Source organism: Paenibacillus phyllosphaerae (assembly GCF_014192105.1).
GTDB classification, from domain to species: domain Bacteria; phylum Bacillota; class Bacilli; order Paenibacillales; family Paenibacillaceae; genus Paenibacillus_Z; species Paenibacillus_Z phyllosphaerae.
The window spans coordinates 135,276-160,456 of the sequence record NZ_JACHXK010000019.1 but is presented as its reverse complement, the minus strand read 5'-3'; the positions used below and the strand labels follow the sequence as shown (position 1 = coordinate 160,456).

At 53.5% G+C, this 25,181-nt stretch carries 25 protein-coding genes, 1 tRNA gene and 1 riboswitch; of the genes, 21 read left to right on the top strand and 5 right to left on the bottom strand.

The features are described 5' to 3' along the window. Window positions 1-208 precede the first annotated feature (208 nt). The 4 genes from FHS18_RS27750 (at window position 209) to FHS18_RS27735 (ending at window position 2,610) form a co-directional block, all read left to right on the top strand. Window positions 209-284 (top strand) — tRNA-Thr (locus tag FHS18_RS27750). Window positions 285-480: 196 nt separating this feature from the next. Beyond that, window positions 481-1,437 carry a hypothetical protein gene (locus FHS18_RS27745; protein ID WP_183603638.1) on the top strand — a complete coding sequence of 319 codons (957 nt, stop codon included), beginning with the start codon at window positions 481-483 and terminating at the stop codon, window positions 1,435-1,437. Window positions 1,438-1,615: 178 nt separating this feature from the next. Further along, complete coding sequence (locus tag FHS18_RS27740; protein WP_183603637.1) at window positions 1,616-2,044, top strand: GNAT family N-acetyltransferase; 429 nt, start codon at window positions 1,616-1,618, stop codon at window positions 2,042-2,044. A 116-nt stretch (window positions 2,045-2,160) separates the two neighbouring features. Continuing rightward, window positions 2,161-2,610, top strand: coding sequence for a hypothetical protein (locus tag FHS18_RS27735; protein ID WP_246427947.1), 450 nt, complete (start codon window positions 2,161-2,163; stop codon window positions 2,608-2,610). A gap of 35 nt (window positions 2,611-2,645) precedes the next feature. Here the strand turns inward: FHS18_RS27735 and FHS18_RS27730 are convergent, their stop codons facing one another. Next, the gene (locus tag FHS18_RS27730; RefSeq protein ID WP_183603636.1) at window positions 2,646-2,813 is read right to left on the bottom strand and encodes a hypothetical protein; all 168 of its coding nucleotides are present in this window, start codon (window positions 2,811-2,813) and stop codon (window positions 2,646-2,648) included. A gap of 137 nt (window positions 2,814-2,950) precedes the next feature. Between FHS18_RS27730 and FHS18_RS27725 the strand changes: the two genes are divergently transcribed. From FHS18_RS27725 to FHS18_RS27700, 6 genes are all read left to right on the top strand, one after another. Next, complete coding sequence (locus FHS18_RS27725; protein ID WP_183603635.1) at window positions 2,951-4,495, top strand: spore germination protein; 1,545 nt, start codon at window positions 2,951-2,953, stop codon at window positions 4,493-4,495. Window positions 4,496-4,546: 51 nt separating this feature from the next. Further along, window positions 4,547-5,758 (top strand): Ger(x)C family spore germination protein, encoded by a 1,212-nt coding sequence (locus FHS18_RS27720; RefSeq protein ID WP_221401486.1) that lies wholly within the window; start codon window positions 4,547-4,549, stop codon window positions 5,756-5,758. 26 nt (window positions 5,759-5,784) lie between these two features. Next, window positions 5,785-6,849 (top strand): GerAB/ArcD/ProY family transporter, encoded by a 1,065-nt coding sequence (locus FHS18_RS27715; protein WP_246427946.1) that lies wholly within the window; start codon window positions 5,785-5,787, stop codon window positions 6,847-6,849. 86 nt (window positions 6,850-6,935) lie between these two features. Further along, complete coding sequence (locus FHS18_RS27710; RefSeq protein WP_183603634.1) at window positions 6,936-7,487, top strand: hypothetical protein; 552 nt, start codon at window positions 6,936-6,938, stop codon at window positions 7,485-7,487. A 15-nt stretch (window positions 7,488-7,502) separates the two neighbouring features. Continuing rightward, the gene (locus tag FHS18_RS27705) at window positions 7,503-8,558 is read left to right on the top strand and encodes a M42 family metallopeptidase (protein WP_183603633.1); all 1,056 of its coding nucleotides are present in this window, start codon (window positions 7,503-7,505) and stop codon (window positions 8,556-8,558) included. A 131-nt stretch (window positions 8,559-8,689) separates the two neighbouring features. Next, window positions 8,690-9,280 carry a thymidine kinase gene (locus FHS18_RS27700; RefSeq protein ID WP_183603632.1) on the top strand — a complete coding sequence of 197 codons (591 nt, stop codon included), beginning with the start codon at window positions 8,690-8,692 and terminating at the stop codon, window positions 9,278-9,280. Window positions 9,281-9,335: 55 nt separating this feature from the next. On the opposite strand, the gene FHS18_RS27695 is transcribed toward FHS18_RS27700, so the two are convergent. Continuing rightward, window positions 9,336-10,766, bottom strand: coding sequence for an FAD-dependent protein (locus tag FHS18_RS27695; RefSeq protein WP_183603631.1), 1,431 nt, complete (start codon window positions 10,764-10,766; stop codon window positions 9,336-9,338). A gap of 106 nt (window positions 10,767-10,872) precedes the next feature. Then, window positions 10,873-10,972, bottom strand: a riboswitch (purine riboswitch). Between the two features lie 331 nt (window positions 10,973-11,303). Between FHS18_RS27695 and FHS18_RS27690 the strand changes: the two genes are divergently transcribed. The 3 genes from FHS18_RS27690 (at window position 11,304) to FHS18_RS27680 (ending at window position 13,681) form a co-directional block, all read left to right on the top strand. Next, complete coding sequence (locus FHS18_RS27690) at window positions 11,304-12,152, top strand: sugar phosphate isomerase/epimerase family protein (RefSeq protein WP_183603630.1); 849 nt, start codon at window positions 11,304-11,306, stop codon at window positions 12,150-12,152. A gap of 254 nt (window positions 12,153-12,406) precedes the next feature. Beyond that, window positions 12,407-13,405 (top strand): cation diffusion facilitator family transporter, encoded by a 999-nt coding sequence (locus FHS18_RS27685; RefSeq protein ID WP_183603650.1) that lies wholly within the window; start codon window positions 12,407-12,409, stop codon window positions 13,403-13,405. A gap of 18 nt (window positions 13,406-13,423) precedes the next feature. Beyond that, a complete protein-coding gene (locus FHS18_RS27680; protein ID WP_183603629.1) occupies window positions 13,424-13,681 on the top strand; it encodes a hypothetical protein in 258 nt (85 codons plus the stop codon). 70 nt (window positions 13,682-13,751) lie between these two features. Here FHS18_RS27680 and FHS18_RS27675 read toward each other — a convergent pair whose 3' ends face one another. Beyond that, complete coding sequence (locus tag FHS18_RS27675; protein WP_183603628.1) at window positions 13,752-14,360, bottom strand: biotin transporter BioY; 609 nt, start codon at window positions 14,358-14,360, stop codon at window positions 13,752-13,754. Between the two features lie 99 nt (window positions 14,361-14,459). Between FHS18_RS27675 and FHS18_RS27670 the strand changes: the two genes are divergently transcribed. The 6 genes from FHS18_RS27670 to FHS18_RS27645 all read left to right on the top strand — a co-directional run bounded on the left by FHS18_RS27670 (window position 14,460) and on the right by FHS18_RS27645 (window position 19,910). After that, window positions 14,460-15,302, top strand: a complete 843-nt coding sequence (locus tag FHS18_RS27670; RefSeq protein ID WP_183603627.1) for an energy-coupling factor ABC transporter ATP-binding protein — start codon at window positions 14,460-14,462, stop codon at window positions 15,300-15,302. Further along, a complete protein-coding gene (locus FHS18_RS27665; protein ID WP_183603626.1) occupies window positions 15,299-16,981 on the top strand; it encodes an ATP-binding cassette domain-containing protein in 1,683 nt (560 codons plus the stop codon). Before FHS18_RS27670 ends, FHS18_RS27665 begins: the two co-directional genes overlap by 4 nt. Before the next feature lie 132 nt (window positions 16,982-17,113). Further along, complete coding sequence (locus FHS18_RS27660; protein WP_183603625.1) at window positions 17,114-17,575, top strand: Fur family transcriptional regulator; 462 nt, start codon at window positions 17,114-17,116, stop codon at window positions 17,573-17,575. 204 nt (window positions 17,576-17,779) lie between these two features. Then, window positions 17,780-18,430 (top strand): futalosine hydrolase, encoded by a 651-nt coding sequence (locus FHS18_RS27655; protein WP_183603624.1) that lies wholly within the window; start codon window positions 17,780-17,782, stop codon window positions 18,428-18,430. 1 nt (window position 18,431) lies between these two features. Then, window positions 18,432-19,265 carry a 1,4-dihydroxy-6-naphtoate synthase gene (locus FHS18_RS27650; RefSeq protein WP_183603623.1) on the top strand — a complete coding sequence of 278 codons (834 nt, stop codon included), beginning with the start codon at window positions 18,432-18,434 and terminating at the stop codon, window positions 19,263-19,265. A 192-nt stretch (window positions 19,266-19,457) separates the two neighbouring features. Continuing rightward, window positions 19,458-19,910: a GNAT family N-acetyltransferase gene (locus FHS18_RS27645; protein WP_183603622.1), complete on the top strand. Its 453-nt coding sequence runs from the start codon at window positions 19,458-19,460 to the stop codon at window positions 19,908-19,910. Window positions 19,911-19,999: 89 nt separating this feature from the next. On the opposite strand, the gene FHS18_RS27640 is transcribed toward FHS18_RS27645, so the two are convergent. Continuing rightward, a complete protein-coding gene (locus tag FHS18_RS27640; protein ID WP_183603621.1) occupies window positions 20,000-21,124 on the bottom strand; it encodes an LCP family protein in 1,125 nt (374 codons plus the stop codon). Window positions 21,125-21,389: 265 nt separating this feature from the next. Here FHS18_RS27640 and FHS18_RS27635 point away from each other — a divergent pair, with 265 nt between their 5' ends. Continuing rightward, window positions 21,390-22,079, top strand: a complete 690-nt coding sequence (locus FHS18_RS27635; protein ID WP_183603620.1) for an HAD-IA family hydrolase — start codon at window positions 21,390-21,392, stop codon at window positions 22,077-22,079. A 55-nt stretch (window positions 22,080-22,134) separates the two neighbouring features. Here FHS18_RS27635 and FHS18_RS27630 read toward each other — a convergent pair whose 3' ends face one another. Further along, window positions 22,135-24,363: an MMPL family transporter gene (locus tag FHS18_RS27630; protein ID WP_183603619.1), complete on the bottom strand. Its 2,229-nt coding sequence runs from the start codon at window positions 24,361-24,363 to the stop codon at window positions 22,135-22,137. A 137-nt stretch (window positions 24,364-24,500) separates the two neighbouring features. Between FHS18_RS27630 and FHS18_RS27625 the strand changes: the two genes are divergently transcribed. Then, window positions 24,501-25,121 (top strand): TetR/AcrR family transcriptional regulator, encoded by a 621-nt coding sequence (locus tag FHS18_RS27625; protein WP_183603618.1) that lies wholly within the window; start codon window positions 24,501-24,503, stop codon window positions 25,119-25,121. Window positions 25,122-25,181 lie beyond the last annotated feature (60 nt).

Sequence of the window (25,181 nt, the reverse complement as noted above, 5' to 3'; positions counted from 1 at the left end):
GAGGTGGAAGTGCAGCAATGCATGCAGCTGACGAATACTAATCGGTCGAGGGCTTATCCTAAGAACATTCGGAGAATGTTCACTTCGGAAGCATAAGCTTGCTTCGGAGGAATATCTTCGGACCCCGGTGTGAAAACCAGGGACAAGATAAAACACAGCTAAAGGTGTTAGTTTCATATCCAGTTTTCAGTGTGCAAACACTGTATATGCCGCTGTAGCTCAACTGGTAGAGCAACTGACTTGTAATCAGTAGGTTGGGGGTTCAAGTCCTCTCGGCGGCACCACCATCAAGATCAGAGACCACACGGGTGGTCTTTTTTTTGTTAACTACGCTCTGTTTTTTTGATCACCTCTTGCCTCAGCGTACACTTGAAGTTTTAACCTAAGCGGCTAAATGATACAATCAGTAAATCCTCCACTAAACGCACATTCTAATTGAGGCTCGTCCAAGAGCCAAAAATGAAGGTGGAGGGATATCATTTGAATCAGAAAGCGTGCTTGTTAGCGTGTGGTCTTTCTTTAACTGCCATGTTGTTTACGGGCTGTGCGAATGACACGAATGATAACAACAACGTCACAACCAAGAACACCGGTCGTGGGCGAATGATTACCCACAACGTAGACAACAACAACAATTATAATGGCGGCAACTACACGACAAGAAGCACCGGATATCGCTCCTACGGCGTAACGACGCGTGACAATATGGATAACGGTCGTACGCTTGGTGAGGCCACGCGTGATTTAGGACGAGGCATTGCCAATACGACACGTAATGTAGGTGACGATATCGGCGAGGCTGCTCGTGATCTGACAGGCATGGACAACCGCAATAATACGCGTTATGGAGCGCGAAACGGTTATGGCAATGACATGAACAATGCAGGAGACAACATGCGTCAGGCAGGCCGTGACCTGGGCGACGCCGCACGTAACGTTGGCCGCGGGACGGTCAATGCGACACGGGACATTGGCAACAACCTCGGCCAAGCTGCGCGTGATTTGACGGGGATTGGTGAGAACGGCCGAAACACAACTCGCAGTTATGGCATGAATGGCACGGGGACTGGAACGGGGCTCGGCACATTGGGAACCGATATGGGTAACCGTGCAGGCGCCAACAGAGGGACTACCGGCACGACGATGAATGGCGCCACGAATCAAGATGCGCTTGTTCTGGGCAACCTCGTCATCTATGCGGGTAAGGGCAACAAAGGCACCGGTACAGGGACGACAGGCGGCACCGCGGCTGGCAATGGCAACTTGACTGGCGGCAACGGCGGACAAGTAACGATGACGGTAACGGATCAGAAGTCCATTGATGCTATTCACCGCGTGAACAAAAGCCTAAGCGGCAACAATGCTAAAGCAAAAGCAAGCACAATCGCGTCCGACATTCGCTATATCCTGAAACATGCGAAACCAGCGACGCGCTAATCTCAAGAAGAGCCATGACATGATCATGGCTCTTTCCTTACATAGGTGATGGCGAATGAATACATATACATTTAGAACGCTTGTCGAAGAAGACGAGATCTGGTGGCCGAACGCATGGGCAATCTATTGGGAGGCCTTCGGGTAACACGGGGGCAAAAACGATGCAATTATACACCGCATGTTCAAACGCAAACTTTGCTTCGTACAGCTATTGATCGATGGCGATGAAGTTATCGCGATGTCGCTCTCGGGTTATTCCCATGATCGTGAGTCCGTCATTATCGATTATTTGACGTTGAAAGCGGAGCGGCGAGGCCAGCACATCGGCAGCTTATTCATGGATCAGATCAAGTTATGGTGCCAGGATCAGTGCTTGAAATCCATCATTATTGAGGTGGAAGCGGACCCTACGCCCGAAAATCTGGCCCGCATTCGTTTCTGGGAACGTTGCGGCTTCCAACTGACGAGTTACGTTCATCATTACATATGGGTGCCTGAGCCATACCAAGCGATGCAGGCCATCCTCGATCCGTCCACTATACTTGCCGATGGTGAAGCTTTGTTCCGCCATATCACCACATTTCATCGAAAAGCTTATCGCAAATAGTCTAAGTCGTTCTATTGGAAAAATGTTATTGGGATGAAACTGGTGAACCTTGAAGGATTTTAGCGAAATATGAAGAATGTTGTAAGCAGACGAAATCATCCGAAAGGGCCGGTAGCATGAAACCTTATTTAGAATTCTTTTTTGAACGGCTGAAAAAGGGCGAGTTCATCAATCATCCCAATGTTTGCGCATTGCATCAAGGTCTAGCTTACACGTGGAAAGATCAGGAGCGCGGCGCACACTTGCTGTTCTTGCCGTTCGAATATACGGGACTCGCCTATATAGAGCCTAATCCGAATCCAGGGAATATCGTGAATATTGCTCCCTATTATATGGGCGAAATTATGTCGGACATCTTTATCCTGAGAGGTACGGATCTCCATAAACCGAAGACCGAAGAAGATACGCTAGCAGTCATGTATAAGAATGCCTATGAAATTAATCAGAAGGCAGAAGAGCTCGGTGGAAGTTTCGAAGATTATATATGGAAATTTAAGCAGTTGTGCGCATTCTTCCGGTATTATAATTCCGTCGTTTCCGTTCCTGTCCGCAGAGTTAAATCATAGTTTTTAACTTCCCCGTGAGCCTAGCGTTCACGGGTTTATTTTTTGGACGCTTCATCATCATGGCGAAAGGGACTTCGGCTGCTCATTATGTACCAAATCATAACCGGCATAGCGAAGTTAAGGCCGAGCAAGGTCCAAGCGATGCCCCACATAAACCAGCTTGTATTGATGATATGCGTGTAAATCCACCAGTGGTAGAACATCCTCTACACGCCTCCTTTCCCTGCAATTCCACCTTACTTACTATCCCCAATTGCTCCCAACTTACCCCGCCTCGCCGAATAGCACTGCCCTCGATTGGAAATAACAAGGAGAAATTGCGCTCGCATAGGTGGTAAAGATGACCGAACAGAAGAAGAAGGACGCTGTATTCACCAGCCAGCTGCAGGATAATACCGAGACTCTTGATGGCATTCTGGAGTTCAGCACCGATTTATTAAGACGTGAATTCGTGATTCATGCCGATTCCAACCGACATGGCATATGCTACTTAACTGACGGCCTCGTCAGCAATACAGATATTCAGCTCATTCTCAAAACGCTCTTGTTATATGGCCAGGCGATCAATGGAAATTGGCAGCAGTCGCTGGATTCATTCGAGCAGATCAAGCAACAGCTCATGGTCAATTGCTCAATCCGGACCGTTACGAAGCTCGACGATGGCATTAACGGTATTCTAAGCGGCGAGACCTTGGTTCTTCTTGATGGCTACGCTGAAGGGCTGCTTATCACGACGAAGGCCTGGGAATCCCGCAGTATTACAGAACCGGCGACGGATACGGTCGTCCGCGGGCCTCGCGATGGATTTACCGAAAACATTCGAACGAATACATCGCTCGTACGCAAGCGAATCAAGGATCCGCAGTTCCGCTTGGAAGCGATGGTCGTCGGGAACAAGACGAGGACGGACATCAATATCGCGTATATGAAAGGCACGGTCAAAGATGGACTGGTCGAAGAAGTGAGACAACGTTTGCAAAAAATCGATATCGACGGTGTGCTGGAGAGCGGCTATATTGAGGAGCTTATCGAGGATGCGCCGTTGTCGGTCTTCTCGACGATTGCGAGTACGGAACGGCCGGACAAAGTGGCCTCTGCGCTTCTCGAAGGCAGGGTGGCGATCTTCGTCGATAATACGCCGTTCGTATTGCTGCTTCCGACGTTCTTCTGGCAGTTCTTCCAGGCGTCAGACGACTACTACTCCCGTTACTGGGTAGGAAGCTTCTTCCGCATCGTACGTTACATTGCGTTCTTGATCAGCTTAATGCTGCCTTCGCTCTATGTAATGCTGGTCTCATTCCACCAGGAAATGATCCCGTCCATGCTCGCCTTCACGATAGCGTCCGGCCGGGAAGTCGTTCCATTTCCCGTGCTCGTCGAGGCGATAATGATGGAGCTTGCCTTCGAGCTCATGCGCGAGGCGGGGCTCCGGATGCCGAAACCAGTCGGTCAGGCGGTTAGCATCGTCGGCTCGCTCATTATCGGACAAGCCGCCGTACAGGCCGGCTTGGTGTCCCCGTTCATGGTCATCGTCGTGGCGGTAACGGGCATCGCCTCCTTCGCGATTCCGAATTATTCCGCTTCTATTGCGATCCGGCTGCTCCGTTTCCCGCTGTTGATTGCATCGGGCATGCTCGGACTGCTCGGGTTTGCCGCTGTATTTTTCATGGTGGTCATTCACGCCTTATCGATCCGTTCGTTCGGTGAATCGTATTTGGCGCCTGCAGCGCCGTTCCGGCCTTCGGATCAGAAGGATATCGTGCTGCGCTTCCCGTGGTGGAGCATTAAACGGCCGCCATCCTTCTCCAAGGAGCAACGTCGCCAGGGGAAGAATACAATGCCCAAGCCTTCAGGCGGCCAGAGCGGCGGGCCGGAACGAGGCTAGACAGGCAACGGTTGTGAGCGTTGGATTTTCTGCTTAGAAGGAGAAATGTACATGATCAATCGTACGATGCTGCTGGCTGTAAGTTTGCTCATGCTCATCATGTCGTCAGGATGTTTGGGGAAGCAAGAGATCAATGATCTGGCTATCGTAACTGCAGTCGGAATCGACAACGGAGAGAATAATCATGTCAAACTTAGCGTCCAGATCGTGCGTCCCGCTGACGCAAGGGGACAAACAGGCGCCCCATCAGGCGGAACCGGAGAACCGATCTATTCCATTCAGGCGACAGGGAGGACCATCTTCGAAGCTGCCCGCAACCTTGCCCGATTCTCTTCGAGGCGCGTCTATTGGGCCCACAATTTTGTCATTGTGCTAGGAGAAGGCTATGCCCGCAAAGGAATCGCCGATATGATCGATTTCTTCACTCGCAATCATGAACTGCGCATGACGACTTGGGTGGTCGTTACGCCGGAAGAGGCTGGCCAGGTAATCGCTACAATCACCGGGATGGAGGTCGTCCCGGGCGAAGCGATCGATAAGCTGTTCCGGTATAACCAGATTGTCGCGGAAGCGCCGGGAACGAATATGATGCGGCTGCAAGAGTCATTCCTGGCGGAAGGAACCGAGCCTGTTCTTGCCAAAGTTCAGCTGAGGCCGCGCGGGATATCGAACAAGAATCCCGATCAATTCGGGTCGCTGGATCAGGTCGTATTGTCCGGCGCTGCGGTTTTCGAAGGGGATAAAATGAAGGGATGGCTATCTCCCTCGGAGGCAAAGGGACTGCTGCCTTTTATAGAGGAAGTGGATTCGGAAATCATGGTCATTAATTGCCCGGACGACTCGAACAATCACGCCACGCTTGAGATCAAGTCGTTAGAGCAGCGCGTTAAGACGCGGTTCGTCAACAACCAAGTGAAAGTTCAAGTGGCTCAAACCGCTAACGCCAATCTGGTCGAGATGGGCTGTGAACAGCCATTCACGGAAATCAAGGACCAAATGACGCTAGCCTTGAAGCAGAAGCTCGAGAATCAGGTGCTGAAGACCGCCTCGGCCGCACAAAAGAAATACAAGTCGGATATTATGAAGATCGGCCAGGTCTTTCACAATACCTATCCGCTCGAATGGAAGCAGATACACTCCGAATGGAACCGCTATTTCGAGAAGGCTGAAATTACCGTCAGCGCAGATGCGAAAATATCGAGCCCTGTGCTGAAAATTCAGCGTTTTGTGAAGGGAGATGGCCTCTCATTAAAGTCCAAATAACGAACGGCATGTTGATGGCGCTCATCATGAATGTGATGTATGCGAAAGCAATCGGCATCACGCAGGGCATAATCGGACGCGAAGTAAACTCGGATATGTGGTTGTCGACCGTACTGGGCATTCTTCAGGGCGTAGCCGTAGCTTATATCGTGGCGAAGTTGATGCAATATGCGCCGGAATTCAGCATGGTGGAGATGGCAGGCAAGCTGATCGGGACTTGGGCCGGCAAAGGGATTGCAGTCCTGATATTTCTGTTCTTTCTTGGCACGTTTGCAACCGTTATGGTGACATTCGTTTATCATTTGATGGATTACTTCCTGCCTGAAGCGCCGACGATCCTGTTCGTCGTGGCTGCCTTGATGGTCGGCTTATATGGTGCCTACCATGGTTTAGAGGTAATGAGTCGCATGGCCTTCGTCGGCGTGTTCTCTATGCTTACCTTGAACATTCTCGTGCTCTTCGGATCTGTGCGCGAGATGGACGTTCGTAACATATTGCCGGTGATGGACAGCGGCCTTGTGCCAACTTTATGGGCCAGCCGTCACTTCGATACGGACTGGGCGTTCGCGGTCATGCTCATTGCGTTGCTGCTGCCACATGTCAAGCGCAGCGCCCGCTTAGCGCGCGTCAGCGCTGTTAGCGTGGGACTCGCCGGCATATCGATCGTGATGTGGCCGATAATGGAGTCGACTGTCTTGTCGGCAGAAGCGACGAGCCAATATATCGTGGCGTGTATGCAACTGGCACGCAGCGCGCATATCGGGTTATTCCTTCATCGGTATGAAATGATCATGATCGCTTTTTTCGCGACTTCCTCTTTAATTCAGGTTATGATGTGCCTGTTCTGCGCTTCCCTCTCAGCTTCCAAATTGCTAGGTTTAAAAGACTACCGTCCCATGCTGCTTCCGACCGGAGCGATTCTTGGCGCATTCGCGTACTGGATTGTAGCTGATCATATGAGAGCGATGGAGTTCACGGCACACCAATGGCCGTTAATATCCTTGCCGATCGTATTAGGACTGCCGCTCGTGATTGGCATCTTGTACTTATTCTTCAAGGACAAGCTTAAGGCGAACCAGACGCCGTCTTAATGCTGGAACCGGTTTGACCGGGAGCGGCAAGTTGTACCATAATGATGGAAGGGTAGAAATGCCTGAAGAAGGCAGGTGGTCAATTCATGCGAAAAGGTTGGAAGCTTGCGGCGGCGTTCATTATCTTCATCTTAGCCGCATGCGGCGGGCTGATCTGGTACATCGCTCCGGACGAGGAGCTGAATTTGGCATATGAACAAGTTCCGCTGCTCGAACGCGCGCTGGACATGGTGAAGCGGCAATCAACGGAATTGATTCTAACGAGCGGCGATCTGAATAATCTCGCCAAACGCGCATTGACGGCTCATTCGGATGTCAGTCCGGATACTCAGATCACCGGAGCGGACTTCGAGCTTGTGGGTGACGAGCTGTTCGCTGACGTCCATGTGATGTATAAGAAGTTGATTCCAGCCGGCGTCAAAGTCGTCTACAGGTTCGAATGGCAAGACCCGAATCTGATCGGTACCGTCGTGGAAGCGAAGGTCAAGTCGCTGCCTATTCCAAGCGAACGGTTCGAGCGCATCACGATACCGCTTGGCGAGCAGTTGCCCAAGCTGATCCATGTGAGCGATATCGCGATCCAGAACGGACAACTTCATATTCGATTCCGGAAGCCCAAATTATCGGACTTATTATAATTGGAGGAACGTGCAATGCATACATGGGAGATACCCAATTTAGACAAAACCTACATACTGGGCGTATTAGAACGGCTGCTGCAGACGCCAAGCCCGAGCGGTTACTGCATGGAAGCGATGAAGGTGGTCGAGGAAGAAGCCGCTAAACTCGGCTATACCGTTGCTTCGACGCCTAAGGGCAACGGCATCATTACGATCGAGGGCGAGTCTGCCGAAGGCGGGACGCTCGGCCTGTCCGCGCATGTCGATACGCTCGGCGCGATGGTTCGGTCGATCAAAGGAAGCGGCATGATCCGCTTTACGCCCGTAGGCGGCTACATGATGCATTCGGTGGAAGGGGAATACTGCCGCATCCATACGCGCGACGGGAGAAGCTACGAAGGAACGGTCCTGTCTTCCAAGCCTTCCGTCCATGTCTATACGGATGCGAGAGACTTCAAGCGCGAAGAGGCGAACATGGAAATTCGCATTGACGAGGTCGTGAAGTCGAAGGAAGACGTCGAGAAGCTCGGCATCGCGGTGGGCGACTTTATCTCTTGGGATCCGCGTACCCGCATTTTTCCGAACGGACTCGTGAAGTCTCGCCATCTGGATGACAAAGCGAGCGTGGCCGCGCTGTTCGGCGTGCTCGAGTGGCTGAAGCGGGAAGGGAAGAAGCCGAGCCGCACGGTGAAGATCATTATTTCGACTTATGAAGAAGTGGGCCATGGCTCGTCGCATATCCCTTCCGATATTACGGAGATGCTGGCGATCGATATGGGCGCGCTCGGGGACGATCTGTCCGCCACTGAATACGATGTCTCCATCTGTGCCAAGGACTCCTCCGGCCCGTATGATTACAATATGACGACGAAGCTGATTGAATTGGCCCGGAAAGCGCAAATTCCATACGCGGTCGATATTTACCCGCACTATGGCTCGGATGCCTCGGCTGCGCTGCATGGGGGCAGCAATATCCGCGCGGCGTTAATCGGTCCAGGGGTGCATGCTTCCCACAGCATGGAGCGCACGCATGCCGATGCCATCGTCAATACGGGCGCCTTAATCGCGCTCTATATGCGGGAAGCGTAAAATTCAAGTGCGCACAGGATAGACTTGAGGTATAATAGCTCGTATCGAGGCGGATTGCTCTGTCCTAGTCTGGCGGTTAACGTCGGCAAGGCGAGCATTCCGCTACTTCATTTTTCATGGGGGCGTAACAGTTGGCTCAGCTTTATTACAAGTATGGCACGATGAACAGCGGCAAGTCATTCGAGATTATTAAAGTGGCTCATAACTATGAAGAGCAGGGGAAGCAAGTATTGATCTTCTCGCCTTCGCTCGACACGAGAAGCGGATCCGAGCAGGTAGGCTCGCGGGTAGGCTTCCAGCGTCCGGCCATCCCGGTGCACGACGATACGGACTTGTTCGAGAGCGTGAAGGCGTATCAGCCGGATTCGGCGAAGAAGCAGATCTATTGCGTGCTGATCGATGAAGCGCAATTCCTGAAGAAGCACCATGTGCTGGAGCTGACGCGCGTGGTGGACGAGCTTAACGTGCCGGTGATGGCGTTCGGGCTCAAGAATGATTTTCAGAACCAACTGTTCGAGGGCAGCTACTATCTTCTCGTGCAGGCGGACAAAATCGAAGAGATCAAGACGATCTGCTGGCATTGCGACCGCAAAGCCACGATGGTCATCCGCTACCGCGACGGACAGCCCGTGAACGAGGGCGAGCAAATCCATATCGGCGGCAATGAAGATTATAAGCCGGTCTGCCGGCGTTGCTATAACCTGGCATTCGTCAATAACTAATACGAAGAGGGCTGAATCAACCATCGTCAGGATGGAAGGTTCAGCCCTTATTTTTTTATTGAGCAGCCAAGATGCTCTGGGCAATCCAGACGCCAGCAGCGCCTGCCTGCGCGAGACCTCGCGTGATGCCGGCACCGTCGCCGCCGCAATACAGACCTTTAATCTCGGTCTCGAGGGACTCGGTCAGCTTCGGCCGGGCGGAATAGAATTTGGCTTCTACGCCATAGAAGAGCGTGTGCTCGGAAGCGATACCCGGGGTCACCTTCTCCAGGGCTTCGACCATCTCGATTAAGCTCTTCATCGTGTTGTACGGAAGCACCAGACCAAGATCGCCCGGCACCGCTTCTTTCAAAGTCGGCTCCAGGAACCCTTCGCGGATCCGGCTCTCCGTGGAGCGGCGGCCGCGGATGATATCGCCGTACTTCTGCACGATTACGCCGCCGCTCGACAGGTCATTCGCCCGCTTGCAGATCTCGCGCGCATATTCGTTCGGCTTATCGAACGGCTCGGTGAATTTGTGCGAGACGAGCAGGGCGAAGTTCGTATTCTTGGAACCGAGTGCAGGGTCCTTGTAGGAATGCCCGTTGGCCGCCATAACGCCGCTATGGTTCTCGACGACGACGTGTCCCGACGGATTGCTGCAGAAGGTACGAACGCGCGTGCCGACCGACGTGTTGAAGATGAATTTGCCTTCATACAGATGCTCGTTGATCTCGCGCATCACGACATCGGACGTCTCTACGCGCACGCCGACGTCGACTTGGTTGTTGTACATCTTAAGCCGGCGCTTCTTCAGCACGGCGGTGAGCCAAGCGGAGCCGTCGCGGCCGGGAGCGATCATAACGCGATTCGCTTCATAGATCTCGCCGTTCTTCAGCTGAATGCCGGTAATGCGGAGCGCGCCGTCTTCTTTCACCGTCACGATGTCTTCGACTTCCGTCTTAAAGGCCATGTCGATACGGGTCTTCAAATATTCGAAGATTGATTTGAGAATTTCCAGGTTCTGCTCCGTGCCCAGATGGCGTACTTGCGCGCGCAGCAGCTTCAGTCCGGCCGCATATCCGCGTTGTTCGATATTCCGGATCGTTTCCGTCGTCGGGTCGGTAATGTTCGGCGTAGCGCCGTGCTCGAGATTGATATGGTCGACATATTGGATGAGCTCCAATACTTTGGAAGGGGCGAGATAATCGGTTAACCAGCCGCCGAATTCCGTTGTAATGTTGAATTTGCCGTCGCTATAGGCACCTGCGCCGCCAAAACCTGCCGTAATCGAGCAAGCGGGCAGACACCCTGCGAAATCCTTCTTGCCCGCAGGAGGAGGACAGAGCGTGATCTTCTCCTCGAGAATCGGGCAGCTTCTCCGATAGATGTCATGACCCTTATCTACGAGTAGTACCTTCAGATGAGGCGCTTTCAACGTCAATTCATAACATGCGAAAATTCCGGCAGGACCGGCCCCAACTACGATTACATCATATTTACTCACTGTTCATCGTCCTCCATAGCAATGGTTGTGTGGGTCTATTGTTCCTTCACGCATATCACCAATGGCTAGGTAAAACAGCACAAAAAAACCTGGCGCGTAACGGGTATGCGAAGGGCAACCCGTTCGTAGCCAGGAATTTGTGGTTCCTTGTAGAGACCCTCGGACCTTATCTCCGAGGTTATACGAACAGTCGATATGAGCTTGCTGCATGTTTGAGTTTAGCCTAATATGGCGAACGTGTCAACGATAAACCTTGAGAACATTCGTCTATTTAAGTGATAATCCATTATATCAAGAAGTATAATGCATATGATTCTATAAAAACCGAACATTATACTATTGTTTGATGAAGGCCATTTCGATGCTGATCGTATCGTTCCTGAACTTTCGGCTGTTCATAATTCAGCTATTACTGTTCAAAAATCCGGCACCTCATCAATTATTTTCTCGCCCAGGACAATTCCCCGTTATAATGGACATAGAGTCGATCAGCGTTTTAATTCGCCATGAGCGCAAATAAGGGAGTGGAACTTAACGATGAAAACAGGCGTACTTGCTCATCTCTTCGGCTGTCTGCCGCATCGGGAGCTAGCCAGGCAGATTGGCGCCGCAGGATATAACCATGTGCAGCTAGCCGTATGGAAAGCGATCAGCGACGTTGACAGCAGCGCGCCCGGCCAGTTAACGGCTGAAGCCGCGCAATCGGTCCGGGATGCTTTCGCGGCCGAGAATGTCCAAGTTGCGATACTCGGCTGTTACCTGCATATGTTCGATCGCAATGAGGAGCAGCGGAAGGTGAACATTGCCCGATTTAAGGAGTTGCTTCGTTTTGCGCCTGATTTCGGCTGCGGCATCGTTGCCTTCGAGACCGGGGTCAATCCGGGGCAGGATTACACGGATGCGGATTGGTCCGTCATGCGAAGCACGCTTGCCGAGCTGGCGGAGGAAGCGGGCCGCTATGGCGTCAAAGTAGGCTTGGAAGCCGCGGATCGGCACTTGGTCGGGAACGCGCAACAGCTGGATCAGATGCTCCGGGAGGTGGGCTCTCCGCATATCGGCGTCGTGCTTGACCCTGGCAACCTAATGAACGAGACAAACTTCAACAACCAGGATGAGGTGATCGATGAAGCGTTCCGCTTGCTGGGCAGCCGGATCATTGCCTGCCACGCCAAAGACCGTCTCTGGTCCGACAATGGACAATTGCTTGCGACGCCGGCGGGTTTCGGACAGATGAACTATGACCGCTACGCCAAGCATCTGGTCGATCTCGGTCTGGATGTGCCGATTATTATGGAGGAAGCGGCCATCTCCCAGATGGAGCAAACCCGCAGCTTCATCGAGGGCAAGATTCGCCAAGCAGCAGAAGCTCAGCAATCCCAAGTTTGACGATAGAGAGCAATATGATGGCGTTTGAGAGAATAGGATCCTCGACCTGAGGCCATCTTAAAATACGTGTCGATTAAGACGAGTCGGTGTAATAAATAGGGTAAATCTCTATGACGGTAGAGAGTTACCCTATTTGTCTTGAGATAGAAGATGCGTATCGTTCCCCGGAGTGAAGCGCGACTACGACGCGTTGACCGCGATAACGGGTTTACCTCGGGGCATGAACAAGGATCAGGGAGGGAAGGTCAATGGCCATGGAGCAAACCGCACACAAGCCCTCGTTATGGGCAATGATCAAGAAAGGCAACACATCCTCCGCAACAGCAGCGCTGGGCAACACTGGCCTCGCCATTCTCAAAGGAATCGCGGCCGCAGTGAGCGGCAGCGGGGCTATGTTCGCCTCTGCGATGCATTCGGTCGCGGATGCCGTCAATCAAGCCTTCGTCTTCGGCGGCAGCGTGCTTGCGGAACGCAAACCGACGGCCCGGTTCCCAACCGGCTTCGGGCGCGTCATTAATATTTTTTGCATGATCGCAGTAATCGTGGTGACGATTATGGCTTATGAGACGGTGCTCGAAGGCTTTCACCTGCTGCAGCATCCCGCGCACGCGTCCAACTTCTGGCTGAATTTCGCGGTACTAGTAGTTGCGATCGGCGTAGACGGTTTCGTGCTTATTAAGGCGATGAAGGAGATCGTCCGCGAAACCCATACCCAGCAATCCGGCTCGCTGTTCAGCGCTGCGCTTAAAAATGTCGGGCGGGCCGCGCCGCCGACCCGTCTTGTTTTCTACGAAGACGTTGTGGCGACTAGCGGAGCGCTTCTTGCCCTCATCGCGGTTGTGGTCGCGGAGTTCAGTTCGTTCCAGTTATTCGACGGGATAGCTACCATTATTATCGGAATCCTGATGGTCGGCGTTGCATTCAAGGTTGGCTATGACAACATGGTCGGACTGATCGGCGTAGCCGCACCCCAAGCGATCGAAGATAAAGTGGCTTCCGTCATTCTGAACGCTCCCGACGTGACGGATATCAATAAACTGCGTATTACGCAGGAAGGGCGCTTCTATCACGTGGACGGCTATATCGAGCTTCGCAAAGGTTTAACTTTGGCGGTAGCGGACGATATTAAGTTCCGTGTACGGGATCAATTGCTCGCAACTCCGGATATAACGGATGTCACGCTCGGCATCATCGAAGACAATGGCGTTCGGGATTGGCGCAGGGACTCGCAAGCTCAAATTACGCGTTCATGAGGGAAAGGCGGAAAGAAGATGAGTCAGGAGAAGGATCATAAGCTGGAGCAGGAATTGGCTGAACAATTGGAGCACGGTCCTATGAAGGACGGCACGGATCAGGCAGAGCTTACGAAGGACAAGCTGTCGCCCAAATATGAGGTGCGGATCCAAGCCGATTACGATCCGATCGTAGAGGAGACGGCCAAGTTCCGGGAGATGGCCAAAGAAGTGGATGATCGTTACGATGGGTATATGAATCGTGCTGAAGCAGCTCGGAAACCGAAGCAAGACTAAGCGGTTATGACGAGAGTAGTAACGCACAATACGCAGAACAAGGCTGCCGACTAGGGCAGCCTTGTTTGTCTTACGGGCGAAGCTTGGGCAGAAGCGGGCGCAGAATCGGGATCAGGATCAAAGCCACGACGGCTTTGACGGTATCGCCCGGCAGGAATGGATAACATGCGCCCACAAGCGCCTGCTGCAAAGACATATTGTCGCTCGTATGCGCGTACCACGGCACGCCTGTCACGTAGACCAGCGCAACGCCGAATACCATAAGAGCGGCGAATAACGTTATGTATTTCGTAAGATTGAATTTCGATCCGTTCCGGAACAAGCGATCGCTTACGAATCCGATAAACAGGGCCGCGAAGGGATACATCCAGATGAAGCCGCCCGTCTTGCCGAGCAGCAAGGATATACCGCCGTTACCGTGGAAGAGCGGCAGACCCGTCGCGGTTAACAAGACGACGATCGCGATGCTCCAAAAACCGTAGAACGCGCCGAGTAGGCCGCCTGCCAGCATAATTGCAAGCGTCTGCAGCGTGATCGGAACGGCAGTGAAGCCGAGCGGCACGCGCAGCCAGCTGAACGCGATGAATACGGCCGCGAACAGCGCAGTGAATACAATCCCTCGAATGCTGTAGACGGAGCGATTCGCCGTTGTGTACGATGGTGATGACGAGGTTGACATTGTCAAATCTCCTTTCGAATGTTAACCTATTATTTGGTTAATGGTTAACAATTCGGATTCTATCATGGTCTTCACAACTTGGGAAGAGGGAATTTTGGAATGAATGTTACTCAAGCTAACACCAACATAGATTCTGCGATATGCCTTGAAGGCGTCAAGGTTATAAGCGGTAACGATCGCGAGAGCGCCGTGGCAAGCCGCCTCGACATCAACCAGCTTGCTATAACGCGAGGGGAATGGGTCTATCTGGCCGGCATTAACGGCAGCGGAAAATCCACGCTGGCACGCTTGTTGGCCGGCTTAAGCATGGAGGGCGTGCATGGCGTGATCGATCGCGGCTTCGCAGGTGAGTTCCCCGCACCTTATGTGATGCAGCAGCCGGACAGCCAATTGTTCGGGCAGACGCCGCGCGAGGAGCTGTCGTTCGTACTGGAATGGCTTGGCCTTGCGCCTGATGAGGTCGAAAGGCAGGCGGCAGCCGTACTGCACCGGTTTCGGCTTGCTGCATTGGCCGATGAGCCGTGGGAGCATCTATCGGGCGGCCAGCGTCAGTTGACAGCGGTAGCGGCTGCCGTTGCCGGCAACGCTCCGCTTATTGTCTTGGACGAGGCGACTTCCATGTTGGATGATCATGCCCGAGAGCTAGTACGCGAAGTGGCGTTCGAGCTTCATCGTGAAGGAACCGCGATCGTATGGGTAACGCAGCGTCTCGAGGAACTGGAACCGGATCGCCGGGTGATTGCTATGCATCATGGGCGCATTGCATATGACGGGGAGACGAGGCAATTCCTCTATGGGACTGGCGATGGCGTGTCCCCATGCCTGGCATGCGGCTTGAGGCTGCCGTATATGGCAGCCGTCGCGATGGAGATGTTCCGGCAGAATAAGCTTGCTTATCCGCTTCCCATGTCCATGACGGAGTGGAGGGGAGCGTTGGGATGACGTCCGCACTAGGTGAAGATTTAGACATCCATGGATTAACGGTCGAAAGGAATGGCGAGAAGCTGAATGGGCTGCAGCTTCCGTGCGGAACGATTACCGTTCTAATCGGCGCGAACGGATCCGGCAAAACGAGCCTGATGGATAAAATAGCCGGGCTTCGCGCCGCCGAGGGAGTAGAAGTTCGTTATGGACAAGCGCCGCTGTGGTTGGTTAGTGGCCGCGGCCGGGTATTGAATGAGACGGCATTGCGTGCATACGCCTATGCCGGCCAGTCCGCCGAAGATCAATTGACGATGCGGTCCGTTCGAGATGAGCTCGTCCGTACATTGAAGCCTTACCCGCTGAACCAGGAGGACAAGGAAGCCCGCATGTTAAACGCGTTGACGGCAGTCGGATTCGATGCAGGCTGGATGGGCCGAATTCCGCTGCAAATAAGCGGAGGCGAGCGCCGGAGAGCGGCGCTGGCATGCGCATTGGCTGCACCGACTTCATGGCTCTTCCTGGACGAGCCGACCGCGGGATTGGACGCTAAGGCGCATGAACTGCTCAGCTCCTCCTTGTCCGGCTGCCGCGAAGCAGGTCAAGGCATATTCTTAATTTCGCACGATACGGATTGGTCGCTGCCGCTAGCCGATCAGATTTTAGTCATGCGGTTGGACGGATCACTGCGGATGTGCAGCAAGCTTGACTTGTTGGCGCATCCGGAGCATTTGCAGGAAGCGGGTATGGCTGTGCCCGAATGGCTTCAGTTTGCTCACGCCATGTACAGGTCCGGCGTCCCTGCAGAAGCCGTATGGGATCCGATCTCATTGGCGGGTGGACTGAACGGACAGCGAGCGGAATGCAGTGTAACGGAGCAGGCGGCAAGCTTGATCCCGACCGCCGTCACCACCTTGACCCAGGAAGCGCATTCTCCAAACCGACATCGCGTGGACACGCAGTCTTCGCCGCTAACGGCATTCGATCCCAAATCGGTCTGGGCGGGATACGTGCTCATGTCCGCCGGCATCATGCTGCAAGGGAAGTGGTCGGGCATCGCGATCGGGGCGCTAGCTACTGTATTGGTGCTTGTTATCGGCCGGATCCCGCTCGCCCGTTGGCGCGCGCCGATTCAGAGCATCACTTTATTCACGCTCATAACCGCTGTCTTCGCCGGTCTGCAATTTTCCAATTCGGCGGTCTCATGGGACTGGTCTTCGTTCACGGGCACGATACGCTCGCTCACGAAACCGTGGCTTGCGATGCTTATCGGATTCGGCTTGCCGCTCATTATTACGCCGCTTCGCTTGCGGAAGTCACTGGAGCAACTGCTTGCATACAAGGGACGATTATCCCGTTGGGCGCAAAACCTGATCCTGATCGTTACGCTGCTGCTCCGCTTCGTTCCGGTCTTCATCGCGGAGTGGGAACGATTCGACAAGCTCGCCGCCGCTAGAGGCAAGCAGTCCCGATTAACGTGGCGCCAAGCGCCTGGACGAATCCGTGACACCGCATTGCCGTTCATGCTCGCGTTGTTCCGGGTAGCGGAAGATGCCGCAGCCGCGTTAGAAAGCCGAGGCGTCGGCCGTCGACCCTATCCGATTATCCGCAAGACGCAGCGTTGGCAGCGGCGGGACTATGTGCTGGCTTGCTGTTCGATCGTATTTTTCATCGGCATGTGGTTATGGGATCGAGGCTAACGCCGTCGAAGATGGACAAAAATGTGCTGTCAAGATGGCGAAATGTCGAGCTAGCTGATAAAATGGGAGAAGCAAACAGGCAGTCGCATAGTACGGACAGCAGCGGCAAGGGGAAAGGAAGCGAATTTCGAGATGGCGGATAATCATGATCATGCCCATTCACATCGCCATAACCATTTGGTCGAGGATATGCTCGCGACCATGTCCAGGAATGGCTGGCGCATTACGGAGCAGCGCAAGACGCTGGCCAAGATTTTTGCGGAACAGGACGGCTACTTATCGCCGAAGGACGTCTATGACCAGATGAGCGCCGAATATCCGAGCGTCAGCTTCGATACGGTCTATCGGAATCTTCGGATGTTAAGCGAGATGGGCGTGCTGGAGCAATTTTATTTTATGGAGGGCGGCTTGAAGTTCAAAGGCAGCTGCTTATCCCATCATCACCATCATTTGATCTGCGTCAATTGCGAGAAGACGATGACGTTCGATTATTGCCCAATGGAGCAGTCGCTGGAGCTACCGGGTAACTATAAAATTCTGAATCACCGATTCGAGATCTATGGCGTCTGCGATCAGTGCCAGAATCAGAGCTAATGCGTAAGAAGGTGCCGGGAATGCTTGTGAATCAGACAAGCTATGCCCGGCTTTTCGTATTCCTGAAGGGTACATTGTTAGGAAACTTAATATAGAAAGTTGAGTCTCTTACTTCGGTGATGTAAACTTTAGAGGTCGAAGTATTAGGGAGAATCTTATACATTCCAATAGGTGTACTACGTCATCAAAGGAGTCCTGACTACAATGGCAGTGAATGAACGAATTCTTATTGTAACTTCCGTGGAAGCGGAACGGGAAGCGATTCGAAGGGGAATCGGGGACACGGAGCGATTCGAGGTGGCTGTTGTCGGCGTCGGTTCCGCATCGGCGGCGGCAGGAACAGCCGCGGCGCTGGCCAATGGTTCGTACCGGCTGGTGATCAACGCGGGAATCGGCGGCGGATTCGCGGGACAAGCCGATATCGGCACGCTTGTAATCGCAAGCGAGTGCGTGGCGGCTGACCTCGGAGCCGAGACGGCCGACGGCTTCGTGTTGATCGATGAACTGGGCTTCGGTTCGGCCCGGATACAGACCGAAAGTCAGCTATCCGATTCTTGGCAGATGAAGCTGGGGCAAGCGGGAATAACATCGATCGTTGCGCCGATCGTGACGGTTACGACGGTTACCGGTACGGCAAGCACGGCAAGCAAGCTGGAGACGCTCGTCCCAGGCGCTGCCGCCGAAGCGATGGAGGGCTTTGGCGCCGCGACGGCTGCCAAGCTGTTCGCTACGCCTTTTATCGAAATCCGCGCGATCTCCAATGCGGTCGGGCCTCGTAATCGCGAGGACTGGCGGATCAAAGACGCGCTTATGGCGCTGGAAGCTGCAAGCAAAGTACTCGTGGAGGTGGTCTAATATGGATATAGCATTCTCGCCATGTCCGAATGATACATTCGTATTCCATGCGCTGGTTCATGGTTTGATCCCAGGCGCGCCGAAGTTCGATGTAACCTACGCCGATATTGATATTACGAACCGGCTGGCAACCGGACCGGACGGTCTCGACGTGATGAAAATTTCTTATGCGGCGTTGCCATGGGTGCTCGATCAATACCGTCTGCTCCCGTGCGGCGGAGCGCTCGGCCGCGGCTGCGGACCGCTCGTACTGACCAAGGGCGGAACCGACGACCCTAAGACGCTGGCAGGCAAAAGGGTAGCTGTACCTAGCGATCGCTCGACGGCCTATCTGCTGTTCCGTCTATGGGCAGCGCAACAGGTTCCGGGAGGCGTGGGCGAGATCATCGTCATGCCATTCCATGAGATTATGCCTGCCGTTCGCGACGGGTTGATCGATGCCGGTCTTGTCATTCACGAAGCGCGCTTCACTTACCCGGAATACGGCCTGACCCTGATGACCGATCTTGGTAGCTGGTGGGAGTCCGATACGGGCCTGCCGATTCCGCTTGGGGCTATTATTGCCAAGCGCTCGCTTGACAATCATGAGGAAATATCCCAGTGGATCCGCGCTTCCGTAGACTATGCATGGACGCATGTTGAGCTATCTCAAGGCTATGTGATGGAACATGCGCAGGAGATGTCCACGGATGTAGCGAAGCAGCATATCGAGTTATACGTCAATTCGTTCACCGCGGATTTGGGCGATGACGGCTATGCGGCGATTGAAGCGCTTCTCGGGCGTGCCGCGCGCGAAGGCTTGGTGCCAGTGTTTGACCTTAGCCAGCTTCGTTAACCGTTGAGTGATAAGAAGTACGCGATAAGCTTCCTTGCCCATATGGGGTGAGGAGGCTTATTTGCGTGCTCAGGAATGGTCGCTGGAATGAGGAATTGTAAATTCGCGTCATCTTTTCAATACATGCCGCCATATACCTGTAATAAAAGCACGACGCAAGCAATCCCATTCCATCGCTACAGGAGGCGGCTCATGGAGCATATTACACGCGCTCAAGTGGATTCGATTCATCATGACGGTTGCAGAGTAGTGGACGTTACGCAATCCAAGGATGGGAAGACGGTCATCCTCTATACGGACAATGGTTTGCATCTGTTTGCCCGAATCGTCCATGAGTCCGGCACCGCGACCCGAAGATACATAAACGACCTGGCGATGTACGTTCAGCAGAAAAGAGATGAGAACGCATACAAAATTCAATATATCCGCATTCTCGGCGATAAGATTAATCAAGGCTTCGGTACGCTGATGATGAATCAGCTGCTGCGCACCGCAAGGGACAACAAGATCGATTACATCGACGGGCGGATGCAGGACGCCGGTACGGAGGAGCATGAGGCAAGGCTCCGACACTTCTATCATAAATTCGGCTTCCTGATCGACGAAGACCGACAGCTGCTATGGCGGCGCGGGGACGAACAGTAGGCTACGTGTCATAAGCAAGCATATGAAAAAGCCTCAGCGGCCCATTAAGCGGGCTGCTGAGGCTTCGTGCATTTGTAAAGTGACTGCGATTACTGCGAAGACGCTACATCGTCCTCTGTCTTGCGCGTCCCCAGATGGTCGTGCAAATCATCCGTATCGAGCGGCGCAAGGTTCAGCTTGCCGCGCACTTTCTCGAGCTTCGTCTCGAGTTCCGATTCGGAGACGTAGATATACGGACTGTCCCAGATGCCTTCGAATCCCATCAGTTCGACCGACTGCGGCTTCATGGATCGATAATGGATGATCCAATCGACGAGTTTGTCTTTCTCGATGTCGGTCTTGATGTGGTCGCCGACGATATCGAGGATTTTACCCCACTGCGTAATGCCGGATAGGGAACTCATCTTCTCCATGAGCTGGCCCAATACTTGCTGCTGACGTTCGTTGCGGGCCGTATCGGAGGATTCCTGCGTACCGTGATTCGACTTGCGATAGCGGACGAAATCGAGCACCTGCTTGCCATTGAGCTGCTGTTGGCCTTGCTTCAGGTCGATATTCGTGCCGTCCGCGGAATCCGTGTAACGCATATCCATATCGACATAGAGATCGAGGCCGCCCAGCGCGTCTACAATATCGCGCAAGCCTTCGAAATCGATGACGACCATGTAATCGATCGGGGTCTGCATCAGATCGCCGTAGAACTCCTTCATGTTCGGGATTACGGTATCTTTGTCCTTATTATAATAATAGGCAAAATAATAATTCGCCTTATGGGTGCCGTGATCGTCCGAGGCTACCTTCAAGTCGCGCGGGATGGACAGAAGCGAAGCCGACTTGGTCGCCGGATCGTAGCTGGCCAGCATCAGCACGTCGGAATTCATGGTACCGCCGCTGCCTTCCCGGTTATCGACGCCGGACAGCAGGAAGGAGATAGGCCTGTCGATCTGAGGCTCTTCCTGTGCAACAGGCGTGATCGAGTCCGTGACGGGACCCGTCGTCGTTGTCTCAGGTACCGAAATATTGTCCAAAGTCTGGTTCGCTTTGTAATACAGATAGCCAGCATATGCGCCCGTACCTATCAGAAAGGTAGTGGACGCGATCGCGACGGAAATGATCACTTTGCGCCACATCTTGCCTTTACCCTTCAATTGGGGGATAGGCGCAGCCGGATTCGTGTTAGGGGTTGAATTGGATTTGTGGTCTTGATCGTGCATAGCTCCTAGCGTTCCTCCATCGTTAAGATCAATATGAGTTGCAAGAAATTTCGTCAAAACATCCTATAATCATATCATATCTATCGGTTATTGGCTTACGGAAAGAAAGCAAGTTTGTGAACATTTTAATGGCAATGCTGCCAAGTCAAGCCTCTACGAGCTGCATGCCCATGAATAAGACGATAATTATGGTTATAATGGTTTATTTCTTGTAAGATTATGTAACTTACACATATTCCCACTCGAGATTAAAGGAGGAGAGACAGTGGCGATTCGCGGCGTATTGTTTGACTTGGACAATACCTTATTGAACCGGAAGCAGGCATTCGAACGGTATGCGCGATACCTGATCGAACAGTATGCCCATGTGAACAACGACGATGAGCTTGAGGCCTATGTTGCATCGATGATCCGCGCGGATCAGAACGGTTACCGCAGCAAGAAGGAGTTGTATACGGAGCTTCGCGACACGCTGCCGTTGAAGGATGCTGCGACGACTGTAGAGCAGCTGCTCCAAACCTGGTTTACGCAGTTCTCGAGCTTCACGGTACATATGGACGGGGCGCTGGATATACTCGAAGCGCTGCGCAATGACGGGTATCGCCTTGGGTTAATTACGAATGGATCCAGCGGATCGCAGCATGGCAAGATCGATCGGGCCGGGATACGACATTATTTCGATGCGCTTATCGTATCCGACGATGTCGGGGTGAAAAAGCCACAGCCGGCCATCTACGCGATAGCGCTGGAACGGCTCGGGCTGACGCCGGAGGAGTCGATCTATATCGGCGATCATCCGATTAACGATATCCAAGGCGCCAACGCGGCAGGTCTGCGTGCCGTCTGGCTGGAAGGATTCATGCAATGGCCGCAGGGGGGTGCCGCGCATCCTCACGTTATCTACCATTTGAGCGAACTCCGTTCTCTTCTCATGGAACTCAACCGAGGCGCATAACGCAAACGAGCGATCCGAATACAGCGGATCGCTCGTTTGACGTCTACGACGAATATTACGCGGATTGTTTCTTCACGTCCGACGACTCGTACACGCGTCCAGGCCAGAAGGCTTTGCGGCCGAGCAGGACGGTAATCGCCGGCACCAGGAACGGTCGGACGACGAAGGTATCCAGCAGGACGCCGATCGCGGTAATGATACCGAACTGCACGAGCACCTGGATCGGGAGCGTTGCCAGCACCGCGAAGGTCGCGGCAAGAATGAGACCGGCCGACGTAATAACGCCGCCCGTTTCGCTGACGCCTTCCTTGATCGCCTGCAGGAGCGGCATCGTTTTGCGTTTCTGCCAAATGCTCGAGACCATGAAGATGTTGTAGTCCTCGCCTAGGGCAACGAGGAACACGAATGCATAGAGCGGGATGGCGCCTTGAATGCCCTCTACGCCCATGAAGTAATGCAGGATGATCCAGCCAAGGCCAAGCGCCGCGCCATAAGAGAGCAGCACCGTTCCCATCAGGTACAGCATCGCGACGATGGAGCGCAGATAAGCGAGCAGTACGAGGGCGATAAGGACGATGACGGCAGGAATGATCATATTCCGGTCGCGGTCGCCGACGGTCTTCGTATCATGCTGTTCGGCCGTTTGACCGCCGATCCATACTTGCGGCGAGCCGATGCCGCCTTTGTCGCTCAAGAAGGTGCTGACTTGATCCTCCAATTCAGGAATGAAGCTCATCGCTTCCAAGGAGTAAGGATTCATGCTAAGCGTGATTTCGTAGGATTGCAGATTCGCATCCTTGGTCCCCGCGATCGGCTCCGTGACGCTGGCCACTTGCGGCAAGGATTGCAGGTACTCACGTAATCCGGTTTCCTTGCCTTCCGAATCGATGACCACCGTGACGGGCGCAAGCGAACCGGACGAGAAGGACTTGGCAATAATATCGAAACCTTCACGGGATTCCATCGTCTTCGGGAAGGAGGACAAGATATCGTAATTGTACTTGACCTGCGGAGCAAAGGCGGCCAATATGGCTAGCACCGCCACCGAGACGACGGTAACCGCAACCGGCTTGCGCGTAACCAGGTTGCCGATCCGCATGCCGAACGTTGTTTTGGCCGTCTGCGCAGGAAGCGGCTTACCCTTGGCAGCGGCACGCTGTTGTTTCATCTCCAATGTACGCGGTACGAATGGATAGAAGGAAGCACGGCCGATGATGGATAGGATCGCCGGAACGAGCGTAACGCTGGCAATGCCCATGACTAGGATCGACAAACTGAACGGTATCGCAAAACGGTGGTATGCCCCGTATTTCGCCAAGAGCAGCGCGAGTAAGGACAGCACGACGGTAAAGCCGCTCATCGCGACGGCGCCGGTAGCGTCTTTCATGGCGGTGAACAGCGCGGTCATCTTGTTCTCGTGCCGCAACAGCTCTTGACGGAAGTGGGAGATGAGGAACAAGCAATAGTCCGTACCGGCGCCGAACAGGAGCACGGTCATAATGGATATGCCTTGCGAGTCGACGGTAATCCAGCCTTCTCCCGCCATCCACCCGAGCAGCGGGCTTGTGATGCCGTAAGCGAAGCCGACGCCGACAAGCGGGATCAGGGCCAGAATCGGCGAACGATAGATAAAGAGCAGAATGACCAGGACGATCACGACGGTTGCGATCAAGAGCGAGACGTCGGCTCCGCTGAACAATGCGGTGGCATCGACCGAAATACCGACAGGACCCGTGATACGGGCACTGAGCTGGCCGTCTTCCGTCGCTTGTTCGAACGGATCATATCCAACATCGGCGGTCACGGATACTTTGATCGTTTCCAGATTCTTCTCCAGCGTCTCGGTATCGGTATTCTCCAAGAAGAAGATCGGTTGGATCAGCGTGGTCCCATCCTCCGAAACCTGGCCGAGCAGCGCTGCGTCAGGCAGTTGATGGAAAGGGGCTAGCCCGGATTGATTTTCGAGCGGCTGCTCGCTAAGCTGCGCAGCCAGTTTCTTCACGTGGGCCAGATCTTCAGCCGTTATTCCGCTAACATCATGCCATACGAGCAAGGCGGGCAACCCGGACGAACTCGGGAACTGTTCCTCAATAAGATGGTTGGCAACCATCGATGGTTCGGAAGCTTTCAAATTCGGTGCATTGTTGATTTCGTTCTCGCCTACTTGCGGCAAGGTCAAGCTTAATACTACGGTTGCTACGATCCAGACGAGTATGGTGATCCATCTCGTTCGTTTACCCGCAATAAGCTTGCTGTACTTCGTTAGCCAATTGTCTTGCGCCATTAAAGGTCATCCTCCATTTCAATCTCGAACGTACAGGTGTAAAATAAAAGTAATTCGTTATCATTATATCTACTCTGGGGTAGATATTTCAATCGGGCAATTCTTAAAACTTTATGACATAAGTGAGTGTGGACACAATGGAAGACAAGCTTACATCCAAATCCCGTACCGGACGCCCGCGCGGCAAACGCTCGGACGCGACCCGGAATCAGATTCTCATGACGGCAGCCAGACAGTTCATGGAGCTTGGGTACGACAAGGTCTCCCTGCAAGAGGTGGCGAACCTATGCGGCGTCACGAAAGCGACCGTCTATCATTATTTTAAGGACAAGGGCGCGCTCTTCACCGAATCGATTCTAAGGATGCTCCGCAATGCGTTAGCCCGCAGCGAAGAGATCGTGCAGGGCGAGCGAGAGCTCCCCATGCGGCTGCAGAAGCTTGCCGAGGGGCTGCTGCGGCATTCCCATGTCGAGTTCGAGACCATGATGCGCAAGGCATCCGACGTCTTGAGCGAGGAACAGATCGAGCAAGTCAGGCATCAAGAACAGCAACTGCACATCTTGCTGGCCGGGGTATTCCAGAATGCGATGGACGACGGCCTGATCAAAGCCCGCAATGCGATGTTCCTCGCGCATGCGTTCATGATGCTGATGCTGATGCGCAATCAGCCAGAACTGCAGGAGGGCATGCTGACGCCAAGCGAGGCGGCCGGAGAGATCGTGGAGTTATTCTTAATGGGGCTTATACCGAGGGCATGAATGAAGGCAAGGCGAGTTTATTCGAAAGGAATCGTCATATTTGGCGGTTAGCAGCATACC

Coding starts and splice junctions, on each gene's coding strand:
- FHS18_RS27740 (WP_183603637.1), top strand. CDS start 1,616: ATGTTCAAACGCAAACTTTGCTTCGTACAGCTATTGATCGATGGCGAT.
- FHS18_RS27735 (WP_246427947.1), top strand. CDS start 2,161: ATGAAACCTTATTTAGAATTCTTTTTTGAACGGCTGAAAAAGGGCGAG.
- FHS18_RS27730 (WP_183603636.1), bottom strand. CDS start 2,813: ATGTTCTACCACTGGTGGATTTACACGCATATCATCAATACAAGCTGG.
- FHS18_RS27725 (WP_183603635.1), top strand. CDS start 2,951: ATGACCGAACAGAAGAAGAAGGACGCTGTATTCACCAGCCAGCTGCAG.
- FHS18_RS27720 (WP_221401486.1), top strand. CDS start 4,547: ATGATCAATCGTACGATGCTGCTGGCTGTAAGTTTGCTCATGCTCATC.
- FHS18_RS27715 (WP_246427946.1), top strand. CDS start 5,785: ATGAATGTGATGTATGCGAAAGCAATCGGCATCACGCAGGGCATAATC.
- FHS18_RS27710 (WP_183603634.1), top strand. CDS start 6,936: ATGCGAAAAGGTTGGAAGCTTGCGGCGGCGTTCATTATCTTCATCTTA.
- FHS18_RS27705 (WP_183603633.1), top strand. CDS start 7,503: ATGCATACATGGGAGATACCCAATTTAGACAAAACCTACATACTGGGC.
- FHS18_RS27690 (WP_183603630.1), top strand. CDS start 11,304: ATGAAAACAGGCGTACTTGCTCATCTCTTCGGCTGTCTGCCGCATCGG.
- FHS18_RS27685 (WP_183603650.1), top strand. CDS start 12,407: ATGGAGCAAACCGCACACAAGCCCTCGTTATGGGCAATGATCAAGAAA.
- FHS18_RS27680 (WP_183603629.1), top strand. CDS start 13,424: ATGAGTCAGGAGAAGGATCATAAGCTGGAGCAGGAATTGGCTGAACAA.
- FHS18_RS27675 (WP_183603628.1), bottom strand. CDS start 14,360: ATGTCAACCTCGTCATCACCATCGTACACAACGGCGAATCGCTCCGTC.
- FHS18_RS27670 (WP_183603627.1), top strand. CDS start 14,460: ATGAATGTTACTCAAGCTAACACCAACATAGATTCTGCGATATGCCTT.
- FHS18_RS27665 (WP_183603626.1), top strand. CDS start 15,299: ATGACGTCCGCACTAGGTGAAGATTTAGACATCCATGGATTAACGGTC.
- FHS18_RS27660 (WP_183603625.1), top strand. CDS start 17,114: ATGGCGGATAATCATGATCATGCCCATTCACATCGCCATAACCATTTG.
- FHS18_RS27655 (WP_183603624.1), top strand. CDS start 17,780: ATGGCAGTGAATGAACGAATTCTTATTGTAACTTCCGTGGAAGCGGAA.
- FHS18_RS27650 (WP_183603623.1), top strand. CDS start 18,432: ATGGATATAGCATTCTCGCCATGTCCGAATGATACATTCGTATTCCAT.
- FHS18_RS27645 (WP_183603622.1), top strand. CDS start 19,458: ATGGAGCATATTACACGCGCTCAAGTGGATTCGATTCATCATGACGGT.
- FHS18_RS27640 (WP_183603621.1), bottom strand. CDS start 21,124: ATGCACGATCAAGACCACAAATCCAATTCAACCCCTAACACGAATCCG.
- FHS18_RS27630 (WP_183603619.1), bottom strand. CDS start 24,363: ATGGCGCAAGACAATTGGCTAACGAAGTACAGCAAGCTTATTGCGGGT.
- FHS18_RS27625 (WP_183603618.1), top strand. CDS start 24,501: ATGGAAGACAAGCTTACATCCAAATCCCGTACCGGACGCCCGCGCGGC.